General features: G+C 48.6%; 10 protein-coding genes and 1 pseudogene. 6 read left to right on the forward strand and 5 right to left on the reverse strand.

The window, feature by feature from the left end; genetic code table 11:
- Positions 1 to 111: 111 nt before the first annotated feature.
- The 5 genes and pseudogenes from HY879_24400 to HY879_24420 form a co-directional block, all read right to left on the reverse strand.
- Positions 112 to 558, reverse strand: a complete 447-nt coding sequence (locus HY879_24400; protein ID MBI5606487.1) for a hypothetical protein — start codon at positions 556 to 558, stop codon at positions 112 to 114.
- Positions 559 to 577: 19 nt separating this feature from the next.
- Positions 578 to 1,405 carry an NAD(+)/NADH kinase gene (locus HY879_24405; protein ID MBI5606488.1) on the reverse strand — a complete coding sequence of 276 codons (828 nt, stop codon included), beginning with the start codon at positions 1,403 to 1,405 and terminating at the stop codon, positions 578 to 580.
- A 53-nt stretch (positions 1,406 to 1,458) separates the two neighbouring features.
- Positions 1,459 to 3,690 (reverse strand): PAS domain-containing protein, encoded by a 2,232-nt coding sequence (locus tag HY879_24410; GenBank protein MBI5606489.1) that lies wholly within the window; start codon positions 3,688 to 3,690, stop codon positions 1,459 to 1,461.
- 28 nt (positions 3,691 to 3,718) lie between these two features.
- Positions 3,719 to 4,303 (reverse strand): DUF4390 domain-containing protein, encoded by a 585-nt coding sequence (locus HY879_24415; protein ID MBI5606490.1) that lies wholly within the window; start codon positions 4,301 to 4,303, stop codon positions 3,719 to 3,721.
- Between the two features lie 183 nt (positions 4,304 to 4,486).
- A pseudogene (locus tag HY879_24420) lies at positions 4,487 to 5,464 on the reverse strand (UDP-3-O-acyl-N-acetylglucosamine deacetylase).
- 232 nt (positions 5,465 to 5,696) lie between these two features.
- Between HY879_24420 and HY879_24425 the strand changes: the two are divergent.
- The 6 genes from HY879_24425 (at position 5,697) to cobA (ending at position 11,503) form a co-directional block, all read left to right on the forward strand.
- Positions 5,697 to 6,896: an MltA domain-containing protein gene (locus HY879_24425; GenBank protein MBI5606491.1), complete on the forward strand. Its 1,200-nt coding sequence runs from the start codon at positions 5,697 to 5,699 to the stop codon at positions 6,894 to 6,896.
- Between the two features lie 49 nt (positions 6,897 to 6,945).
- Complete coding sequence (locus HY879_24430) at positions 6,946 to 7,545, forward strand: D-sedoheptulose 7-phosphate isomerase (GenBank protein ID MBI5606492.1); 600 nt, start codon at positions 6,946 to 6,948, stop codon at positions 7,543 to 7,545.
- 12 nt (positions 7,546 to 7,557) lie between these two features.
- The gene (locus HY879_24435) at positions 7,558 to 8,526 is read left to right on the forward strand and encodes a hypothetical protein (GenBank protein MBI5606493.1); all 969 of its coding nucleotides are present in this window, start codon (positions 7,558 to 7,560) and stop codon (positions 8,524 to 8,526) included.
- 257 nt (positions 8,527 to 8,783) lie between these two features.
- Entirely contained in the window at positions 8,784 to 9,002 is a 219-nt protein-coding gene (locus HY879_24440) for a zinc ribbon domain-containing protein (protein MBI5606494.1), read from the forward strand.
- Between the two features lie 11 nt (positions 9,003 to 9,013).
- Positions 9,014 to 9,949: a hydroxymethylbilane synthase gene (gene hemC, locus HY879_24445; protein MBI5606495.1), complete on the forward strand. Its 936-nt coding sequence runs from the start codon at positions 9,014 to 9,016 to the stop codon at positions 9,947 to 9,949.
- A gap of 18 nt (positions 9,950 to 9,967) precedes the next feature.
- The gene (cobA, locus tag HY879_24450; GenBank protein MBI5606496.1) at positions 9,968 to 11,503 is read left to right on the forward strand and encodes a uroporphyrinogen-III C-methyltransferase; all 1,536 of its coding nucleotides are present in this window, start codon (positions 9,968 to 9,970) and stop codon (positions 11,501 to 11,503) included.
- Positions 11,504 to 11,668 lie beyond the last annotated feature (165 nt).

Below are 11,668 nucleotides of genomic sequence, written 5' to 3' on the forward strand. Positions count from 1 at the left end.
ATGCCCATGTCGGAGGTTTTCTAACCGGAGTGTTTTTAATCCGGCTCTTTCGACCGATCCGAAGGATCGCTTAACCGGACTCATACAAATTTCAACCCATAAAATCGGAGATCAGATACGGTCCTTTCCGATCTTCCTTTCGGAAATCCCCAGAATCTCAATCTTTTTCAGGTGGTCCAGTGAGACTTGATAATTCCCGACCTTGATCTTCCCGTAGATCATGATCCCTTTCTCCAAAAAAAGAGTCAGTTGACTGTGATCGGTCACCTCTACCTTGGCCACAATTCTTTTAGGCTCCGCAGTTAATGCAATAACCCGAATTTGACTCAAGGGCATCGCCACCCGACCGGCACCTAACTTCCCGGTTAGATAGGTTTGTCCATTAATACTGAATTGGGTCAGGTTCAACGTCATCCCCTCATTGTCGGTAATAATGACCGAAACCTCTTTGTCGGGAACAGGGATTTCCCCGGGTTTTTCCGCCTGGTCCATTGATCCCATGCCCAATAATAAAAAACCGGCCAAGATAATTACACCAATGCCCAACCTTGATTGCATAGCCTGATTCCTTTCCCCTTCAGCCCCATTTCAATTTAGTCCGAAGGATCTCAAAATAATTTTTAAAAGGGGTCTTAATCAAGAGAATCGATTTAACAGCCTTTTGAACCCGTACCAGGTCTCCTTCTTTTAAAGGATATCCCACCTGCCCATCAAAAGTCAACCAGACTTCCTTGGCCTTGGACCCCAGACGAATATCGATGACCGAATTGTCCTGGACGATAATCGGACGATTGGTCAGGGTGAAGGGGCAGATAGGGGTTAAAATAATGGTTTTCAGCGAAGGGTGGAGGATCGGCCCTCCGGCTGCCAGATTATAGGCCGTAGAACCGGTCGGGGTGGCTACAATCAGACCATCTCCCCGGTAAGAGGTCAGAAATTGGCCGTCTATGCTGGTTTCAAGATCTATAATTCGAGCCAGGGCCCCTTTATTGATCACCACATCATTTAAAAAAGAAACCGTGGGATGATCTTCCCCGTCCCGAATGATCCGGGCTGACAAGACCATTCGGGGTTCGGTTTGATAATCCCCGGCCAGGATCTTTTCGAACAGGAGCCGGAGCTCATCCAGGGCGATTTCCGTCAAAAACCCCAACCCCCCCCAATTATCCCCCAGAATAGGGGCCTCCAGAGTGCCATAGAGACGAACCGCCTTAAGCAGTGTCCCGTCTCCCCCTAAAACGACCACCAGATCCAATGGCTTTTGAGGCAGCTCCAGATCTAAAGGTTCTTCTTTTTCATCCCAATAAACCTGAAAACCCTTTTCCTTTTCCAGCCAGTCTTTGACTTTCAAAGCCTCTTGACAGGCATAAGGATTATTTTTGACCACCAGTCGAATCTGTTTCACTCTAATCTCCGTTTAATTTAAGGATAAACGCACTTTCAAATTTACAGGTTTGGTCAGGCTTCCAAAGGAAGCTCAATGGTAAAGATCGTTCCGTGAGGTTCGTTATTTTTAACCCGAATATGACCGTGATGATCGGATATTATGGAGCTGACAATCGTCAACCCCAGGCCGGTTCCCCCCTTTTTGGTGGAAAAATAGGGTTCAAAAAGCCGGTCTCGATCTCTTGGGGCGATCCCGATGCCGGTATCCATAACCTGAATACGGACCATCTTCAATGACGGATCATAACCTGTCCGGATTTGAACGGACCCCTGGTTCTCAATCGCGGCTACCGCATTATCCAGCAGGTTGATCATAACCCTTTTGATCTGTTCCCGATCCAAAGGGAATTTGGGTATTTCCGGATCGGACAAAAATGAAAAATCAATATTCTTGCGACTTTCCTGATATAAAATCAGGACCTCTTGAATCAGGGCGTTTAGGTCATTTATGGAAAGGGTTACTGCCGGCAATCGGGCAAAGGCGAAAAACTCATTGACTAAAACGATCAATTCATCCACTTGATTAATAATGGTTTGTGTACAGTCATCGAATATTTCTTTTTCTTTTCCCTCCGGCAGAAGGTAGGAATATTTTTTTCGTAAACGTTGGGCCGACAATTTGATGGGGGTCAACGGGTTTTTGATCTCATGAGCCAGCCGCCGGGCCACCTCTCTCCAGGCCGAAACCTTTTGAACCTTTTCGATCTCAGTCATATCATCAAACACCAGGACCATGCCCAAATTTCGTTTTTCCTCATCCCGTAACAGGGTAATCTTCAAAAGGAGGGTCAGGGTCTTATCCTGAAGCGGGACCTGCAAGGTCCGTTTGAGGGTGCCCATCTTAATCAGGTCCAGATTGGCTTCCAGATCGTGAAGCAGGACCTTATGTTCCGGAAGAAGCACCTCCCGATACGGCCGGCCCAGGACTTTTTCGGTTTTTATCCGAAGCATTTCCCTGGCCGAATGGTTGACGGTACTGATCCTTCCTTCAGCATCTAAAGAAATAACGCCGGTCCCGATATTGGCCAGGACCGCCTCCATATACTGTTTCCTTTGATTGAGTTCCTCATTGCTTTTCCACAATTTTTGATGGGTCCGTTCGATCTCTTCCTTACCTTTTCTCAAATCAGAGGTCATCTTATTAAAGGAATTTACTAACAGTCCGAATTCATCCTTGGCCTCTAAGTCTATAGAAAAATTATAATCCCCTTGAGCGATCCGCAAGGTCCCTTCCGCCAGCCTTTGGATCGGAACCGTCATCCCCTTGGCCAGGTAAAAGCCAAACCAGGTAGCAGAAAAAAGGATCAACAAAGAAACAATCGAAAGGATAATCAGGTAGATAAATTTTATAGGATTTTTCAACATCTGCATCTGCCGATAGCCTTCCAGGCCAGTGGAAATGGTCTCCATTTTCTTTAACAATGCCCCCGGGAAATAAGTCGCCACTACCACGGTGGCCATACTCTTCCCCTCAGAAGAACCATCCCCGACCGGAACACCGGCAATAAAAAAATCTCCCTGGGGAGTGGATTGAACCTCGAAAACTCCCTGGGGTTGAAAACTTTTTTGTATCAGACTCAATGGGGGATCTTGAAAGTATTTCAGGTAGCTTTCCGAAGTGCTGACCAGAATTTTTTGTTCCAGACTGGGTAAAAACACACCCACCCAGGCCAGGCCGTATTCCTGCCTTTTGGCTTGGAGATTCCGGAGAAAATCGTCTCCACCATTTTTTCTTAAAAAACCGGACTGGCTCAGGTTCAGACTGATTTGCTGAGCATAGATTCGGGTTCCCCGCTGGGAAGCCTGATAATAGGCGCGGCCCACATCTAACGAGTCCTGCAAAGATTTTTCAATATGAATATTGAACCAGTAATCCAATCCGATGGCCATAAATTCATAGGCGATAAAAAACAATAAGATGGTCGGTACCAGAGACAAAGTAACAAACCCCATTACCAGGCGGGTCCGGATCTTGGAACCCAGGATTTTACGCCTTCTTTCGGTGACCAGTTTAAGAAGATTTCGAATAACTAAAAAAATCAGTAAAAGAAGTAAAATAATATTAACATTGATTAAAGCAAAAAGGACGACCCGTTGGGAAGTGGAAAAGGGAAAGTCGGGCCGGAGTATTTTAGTCTCCCAGATCGTCAGAATCAAAACCACTAATATGGTTAAGATAATAATGAGGCGTTCTCTTTTTTTGCGTCGCCTTTCTTTTTGTTCTTCCGATAAAATGGAGTTCATGGATCGATTAAGGAGGGGTTTTGAGGTTTTAATACATAAAATCTACCACATACCAATCCGTCTCGAAATCCCACAGGGAAACGAAAAATAAAAGGTAATGGAGGTATAAGGGGAGACGGACTTTGTTGAGCTCCGCTTTTAGCCGCAATTGATACTGGTTGTTCTTTTCCAGGGCCTGGAGGAGAATCAGTTGGACATTACTGACATCAGCCATCATCTCCTGGGCCTTACTGAACTCTTTCATGGTAAAAGTTTGATTTCCCCGCTCGCTTAAGGTAACGGAAAACTCTTCTCTCAGGGAATCGTATTTAATGGTATGGTGTAGTCTTAAGGTGGCCAGGCGTTTATTCGGCCAGAGGGAGCGGGGTTTATACAATTCAATCAGGAAGGTAAAAGTAGTTGGAATCCCGTTCAGGATCGCCTTGTTCATATCAGGGGTAAAACACCCTTTGGTGTAGAAATAAAGCAAGAGGTAGTCTTGATTGTTGGTAACGATGATGTCGCCTATCTGGGCCTGTTTTCCCCAAGCTGGTTTTGGACCCCAAAGAGCCAAAAAAACAAAGAGCAGAACAAGACACCCGACAGCCTGATTCATCAAAAAAATGCGTTTCATAAAAAAAATATTAACAAAATGGCCAAAAAATGCAAGTCCATTCCGATATCTCTATTTTGATGGTATCTAACAATGATAAACATATAAAAAGCCGCCGAAACCCGCATTTCGTCATTCCGGCCTCCGTCCCGTAGGGGACTACACCCCGGAGGGCGAAAGCCGGAATCCAGTGTTTATAATTGGTTACACCTGTCCTGGATTCCCGCCTGCGCGGGAATGACGCGTTTTTACATAATTATCAACAATCAGGGGCAGAGGAATTTTTACCGGCAAAATACGATGAGGCTCGTAAGGGGGGGATTTTTTTTATAGCGTGGCGATTTCAAAATTTTCTTTTTCGGACAACAATTTCTTAATGATCGCCAAATTTAAGGTGTGCCCGGATTTATAAGCGATGATATGTCCCAGAAGGGGTTTCCCGACCAGGGAGAGATCTCCAATGAGATCCAGAATCTTATGGCGAACGAATTCATCTTCATAGCGAAGGCCTTCTTCATTCAGGACCCCCTGGGTATCGATCACTACGGCATTCTTAAGTGAGCCCCCCTTGGCGAACCCATTTCGTTTTAGAGTCTCCACATCCTTTAAAAAACCGAAAGTTCGGGCCCGACTGATTTCCTCAACAAAGGTTTTATTCTTGACGACCAGTGTATAAGACTGATTTTGCAAAAGGGGATGATCGAACTCGATGGTATAAGAAATCTTAAATTCGCTATAGGGGAAAAGATGGATGTATTTATCCCCTTCCTGGACAGTGACCGGCCTTTTAATCCTTAAGAATGTCTTGCGATTTTCCTGAGCCTTAAATCCAACTCTTTGTAATAAAGAAGTAAAATGGGCGGCACTGCCGTCCATAATGGGAACTTCCGAAGAATCGATTTCAATGGAGGCATTATCGATCCCCATTCCGGCCAAAGCCGACAGCAGATGTTCTACCGTGTAAATCCGGTATCCATTCAAGCCCAAAGAAGTGGCCAGACGGGTATCGACCACTTGGGAATCCTTGGCCTGAATGACCGGGGTTCCCGGCAGGTCCACCCGGATGAATCGGATTCCGTAATCAGGACAGGCCGGTTTCAGGGTAAGATTAACCTGCTTACCGGTATGCAATCCGATACCCCCGCAACTGATTTGGGTATTAATGGTCTGCTGATACGGAATCACCTTTTATCTCCATAGTGCTCAGTCCGAAAATAAAGTTGCAAGTTGCAAGCATGAAAAACCCTTGAACCTGTCCAGGGTTTTCGCTTTGAGCTTTTTTCTTAAACCTATTTTCATGCCTCGTGGCGCCCCACCCCTTCAAATCTTCTTTACAGACTCTCTCACTTATGCCATGGTCTATACAAAATTGTTAGAAGAAAGGCAAGTCAAAAAGGATTCTTTTAAAGGAACTATGGGAAAAAATGCCCTTTCAAAGATTGTTGTAACCCTACTGGTTGTTTTCGTCTGCTCCTGTTCTTCCGTCATTCAAAGGCCGTTGCCCGTAAGAGAAGGGGTGCATTTCCAACTGGTTCCGGAGGAAAACTGGCCTTTGTTGAAGGATGATCTCGACCCAAAAAGTCTGGAGCAGGCGGTTACAGAGAGCCTGAAATATCTAAGTAACCGGACGGGAAAAAAAATTTTTCTGGGGTCACGGGAAATAAGAAGCGAAGAAATCCTTTCCGGTTTAACCCTCTTCCTGCATCTGTTGCAAAAATACCAGGACAGTCAATCCTTTCAAGATCAGATTAAAAGCCATTATCACCTTTTCCGGGCGGTCTTGGACGATAAGCCCCTCCCCTTGCTGATGACCGGCTATTATGAGCCCACCTTACAAGGAAGTCGCTGGCCATCATCCCATTTTCAGTACCCGGTTTACCGGCAACCCGAGGATCTGCTCTTTATCGATACAAGCAAATTCTCCAAGCAAATCCAGGGCAGTAAATGGATCGGCCGGACCAGGGGGAACCAGGTAATCCCCTATTACACGCGCCGGGAAATAGAGCAGGAAGGTCCTTTGGCCGGGAAAAATCTGGAAATCCTCTGGGTGGATGATCCCGTAAAACTCTTTTTCATGCAGATCCAGGGTTCGGGACAGGTTAGCCTGGAGGATGGTTCTCTGGTTAAATTGGGTTATCAGGGCACCAATGGCCATCCCTATTTTGCCATAGGCAAGGAATTGATCCGCCGGGGGATATTCCAACCTGAAGCCCTATCCCTTCAATCCATCTCTGCCTATCTCCAGGGGCATCCTGAAGAACAATCGGCCATAATGAACCTGAATCCGAGCTACATTTTTTTCCAGGAGGCCCAGGGAGGCCCTTATGGCAGCCTGGGCCTTCCCCTGACCCCAGGCCGATCGATCGCTGCGGACCAAACCGTCTTCCCGGCAGCCGGCCTGGCCTGGACAACCGGGATGAAACCGGCCTTTGATGAACAGGGTCATATCCGTTCCTGGGAACCTTTCGGACGCTGGGTCTGTATTCAAGACAGCGGAGGGGCTATTAAAGGTCCTTCCCGGGTCGATCTTTTCTGGGGGAATGGGCTTGGAGCGGAACTGGCAGCCGGCCATCTGCGCCACCAGGGCGCTCTCTATATCCTCCTGAAAAAATGAGTCGAAAGACGGTTGACAAAGAAAAGGAATTGAGGTACTTAGCTTTCTTATGGCACAGAGACCGGTAAATGACCTGAACCAATTGATAAATAAACGGTTAAAGGACCTGCAAGACGTCCAAAACCGTTTTTTAGAGATCCATTCCCAGGATCTGATCGATCTGGCTTTTGAGATCTCTCAGGCCTTTTCCCAAGGGAAAAAAATAATGATCATGGGCAATGGCGGCAGTGCGGCCGATGCGCAGCATATGGCCGCTGAATTTGTCAATCGTTTTAAAATCGAACGGCCTCCCCTTCCAGCCCTGTCTTTAAGCACCGACACCTCCATCCTGACTGCCATTGGAAACGATTATGGCTATGATCAGGTTTTCGAAAAACAAATCCTGGCCCTCGGGGTCCAGGGGGATATCCTCCTGGGTATCAGCACCAGCGGAAATTCGTCTAATATCCTAAGGGGATTCAAAGCGGGCCGCGGGAAAAAGATAAAGACCGTGGCCCTGACCGGAAATGAAGGGGGTGCAATGATTCAATGGGCGGATAAATCTTTAATCGTACCTTCCAGTGACACGCCCCATATCCAGGAAACCCATATCCTGGCCATCCACCTGCTCTGTGAACTGGTCGATTCTTTTTTATTCCCTACCCCCTGAAAGATAAAAAGCATGAAACCTAAAGGCATTCCCCCTTCGGCCTTAAAAAGGCTCACCACCTATTCCTTGAAAGATCGAAAAAGCAAGGTCTGTCTGGAAGATTTCGCCAAACCCTGGTTACCGGGAAACTCCCTGGAAATTTTTCTGGACAGCCTGCCCAATCTATTAGGGGCCAAGGATTTTCGATCCATTGTGATGGCTATGCTTGCCGCCAGGAAGTCCGACAAAATCATCCACTGGGCCATGGGCGCCCATGTGATCAAAGTGGGGCTGAATCCCGTTTTGATCGGACTCATGAAGAAGGGATTCATCTCAGCCTTATCCCTCAATGGTGCCGGGGTGATCCATGATACGGAGTTGGCCATGGTCGGCCATACCTCCGAAGATGTGGATCAGGAGTTGGGGACAGGGGCTTTTGGCATGTGCCGGGAAACCGCCCATTTTTTGAACCGTGCCATAAAAAGAGGGGCGGAAAATGGGATGGGATTGGGTGAGGCTGTAGGCGAGGCCTTATTGAAAGCCAAATTCCCTTTTTTATCCTCCAGCCTCCTGGCCACCGCCCGCCGGCTCGAAATCCCCGTGACCGTCCACGTCGCCATCGGTACAGACATCATCCATCTTCACCCCTCCATGGATGCCGAGGCCACCGGGCAGGCCACTTACAGGGATTTCCAGACTTTTTGTTCAATGGTCCGTTCCCTGGAGCAAGGGGTTTTTATTAATATCGGATCGGCCGTCATCCTGCCGGAGGTTTTTCTCAAGGCCGTGACCCTCATCCGGAATTTAGGGTATCCTTTGACCGATTTTACAACCGTCAACATGGATTTCATCCACCATTACCGACCGGCCACCAATATAGTCCGGCGCCCCACCCGGGAAGGAGGGCGGGGGTATTACCTGATCGGCCACCACGAGCTCATGGTCCCTCTGCTGGCCGCCGCCATGATGGAAGGCTGGGACCGGATGACCAAAAAAACTTGAAAGAGCACCCGATGATGATTATTATAAATTATCTAACACTACAGACACTTTTTTCGTCATTCCCGAATGTCTTTATCGGGAATCCAGGTTTTTCAGGAAAATGAGAAATCAAGTCCCTGGATTCCGGCTTAAAACCATGCCGGAATGACGGATAAGGCGGCGCTTCAGCAAAAAATTCGCTGTAGTACTAACCAAAGATATTTGAAATTTTTCTGTTGCACGTTGCGAGTTACGAATTATCAAAGGAGATTGATAAAATGCCTATTTTTGAATATACCTGTCTGGACTGTGAGCAGGATTTTGAGACCATCGTCTTCAGGTCCGATGAGGTGGTTTGTTGCCCAAGTTGTAAAAAAGACCATCTTCAGAAAAAAATGTCCAAATTCGCCTTTAAAGGGTCGGAGCGTTTTGTCGGAACCGGCAGTTCGTCTAATTGCGGGAGCTGCGCATCGCATAACTGTTCCAGTTGCCATTAACAGATTCTTTCATGGGGGAAAAAAACATTATCATCGGGACTCGGGGGAGTCCTTTGGCCTTACGGCAATCCAAATGGGTCAAGGAGGCGCTGGCCGAAGCTCATCCCCGGTTACAGTTCGAGATGGAAATCATCAAGACCACCGGAGATAGAATCCTGGATTGCCCTCTTTCCGCTGTAGGCGGTAAAGGCCTTTTTGTTAAAGAAATTGAAGAGGCCCTGCTGGACCGCAGAATCGATATGGCGGTCCATAGCATGAAGGATATGCCCGGAGATCTGCCCGAAGGACTTATGATCGGAGCGGTGCCGGTTCGGGAAGACCCGAGAGATGTCTTCGTCTCCAGGGACCACCGTCTTCTAAAAGATATTCCCGACCAAGAAAGGATCGGCACCAGCAGCCTGAGGCGCAAGGCCCAGTTGTTGCATCAAAGACCTGACTTTCAAATCGTCTCCATTCGAGGAAATCTGGATACCCGCATAAAAAAAATCGAATCCGAGGGACTGGCCGGGGTTGTTCTGGCGGCTGCCGGAATTCACCGGATGGGTCTCCAAATGAAGGTCAGCCAGTATTTGGAATTTGAGATCAGTCTCCCGGCCGTCGGCCAGGGGGCCTTGGCCCTCGAAATACGGGAAGCGGATCTCCGGCTCAAAAATCTCCTCGGCGTCATCAACCATCAGGCTACCGCCCTCTGTACTCAGGCAGAAAGGTCCTTTCTCAACCGACTCCAGGGTGGTTGTCAGGTTCCCATAGCCGGCCATGCCTGGATTCAAGGGGAACGGATTATTATGAAAGGACTTATCGCCGATCTGGATGGGCAAGAATTGTATACGGATCAGTTCGAAGGCCCCCTTACCGAGCCATCGGCCCTTGGGGTTCGCCTGGCGGAAAGGCTTCTTTTGACCGGAGGCAAAGAAGTCCTGGCCCGGATTTATGGAAAAATGGCTTAGAAGGGAGAAGACAGGATCATGACCGGAAAATGCTTTTTAGTCGGCGCCGGTCCGGGCGACCCGGGATTGATTACCGTAAAAGGCTTAAAGCTTCTCCAGGAAGCCGAAGTGGTTATCTATGATTTTTTGGCCAACCCGGAACTCCTGAAACACATATCTCCAGAGGCTGAGGTCATCTATGTAGGCAAGAAGGGCGGGGACCATACCCTGCCCCAAGGAGAGATCAACCGGTTGATCGTCGATCAGGCCTCATTGGGAAAAAAAATCGTCCGGCTTAAAGGCGGGGATCCCTTTATCTTCGGCCGGGGCGGAGAAGAGGCCGAGGAATTGGTCAAAGCCCATATCCCCTTTGAAATCGTACCGGGAGTCACCTCGGCCATAGCCGTTCCGGCTTACGCCGGAATCCCCTTAACCCACCGTCGATACAACACCAGCGTGGCTTTTTTTACCGGTCATGAAGATCCGACGAAAGAAGTCCCTTCCCGGGATTTGGAAAAAGAAACGACCGGTGATCAAACCCTGGTGTTTTTGATGGGAGTAAAAAACCTTTCCATCATCGTGGAAAGGCTTATTCGCCACGGTCGGGACCCTGAAACCCCGGCGGCTCTTATCCGTTGGGGGACAACAACCAGGCAAAAAACCGTCACCGGTACCCTGCAAACCATTATTCGGAAAGCCGAAGAGGCCGCCCTGGCTCCTCCGGCCATTCTGGTGGTCGGGAAGGTGGTGGAATTGCGGGATACCTTGAATTGGTTTGAACAACGCCCCCTTTTCGGGAAGACCCTGGTCATCACCAGAACTCGTGAAGGGGCCAGTGGATTGGCGGAAAGGCTGGCCGATCTGGGTGCCGAATGCCTGGAATTCCCTACCATTCGAATTGAACCTCCCTCTGACTGGTCCGAACTGGATCAGGCCATTCAACAGATAGAGGGGTATAGCTGGATATTCTTCACCAGCCCCAATGGGGTCCGTTTCTTTTTTGACCGGCTGAAAGGTCTCCGGTTCGATCTGCGCGTCTTAAAGGGTGTAAAAATCGGCGTTATAGGACCGGCCACGGCCCAGGCCCTGGCCGAATTCCACCTGCGGCCCGACCTGGTTCCGGAAAGATATCAGGCCGAATACCTATTAGAGGCCCTTTCCGGCCTCTCTTTGTCCGGCCAAAAGGTCTTGATCCCCAGGGCGGAGCAGGCCAGGGAGGTCCTGCCTGAAGGTTTGCGCAATATGGGCGCCGAGGTCCAGGTGGTTTCGGCCTATAAGACCCTGCCAGCCCAGGAAGAAAAGGAACCCCTGGAAAAAAAACTGAGTCGGGGAGAGATAGACTGCCTGACCTTTACCAGTTCATCCACGGTGATCAATTTCCTGGCCCTTTTTCCAAGGCAGAAAATCCTTCCCTTGCTTAAAAATGTGGCCATTGCCTGTATCGGTCCGATCACGGCCCGAACCGCCAGGGATAATGGTCTCCAGGTTACGGCTGTTGCCGAGGAATATACCATCCCAGGGTTGGTTCAGGCTATTGAAAGACATTACAGCTCAAAGCTCAAAGCTCAAAGCTGAAAGGAAAACCAGGACCTTTTTCATTTTTCAATTGACAAAATGATACTAACTCCCAAAATGACCCTGAACCCTGAACCCTGAACCCTGAACCCTGAACCCTGAACCCTGAACCCTGAACCCTGAACCCTGAACCCTGACCCCTGAACCCTGAACCCTGAACCCTGA

The organism is Deltaproteobacteria bacterium (assembly GCA_016219225.1).
Taxonomy (GTDB): Bacteria; Desulfobacterota; RBG-13-43-22; order RBG-13-43-22; family RBG-13-43-22; genus RBG-13-43-22.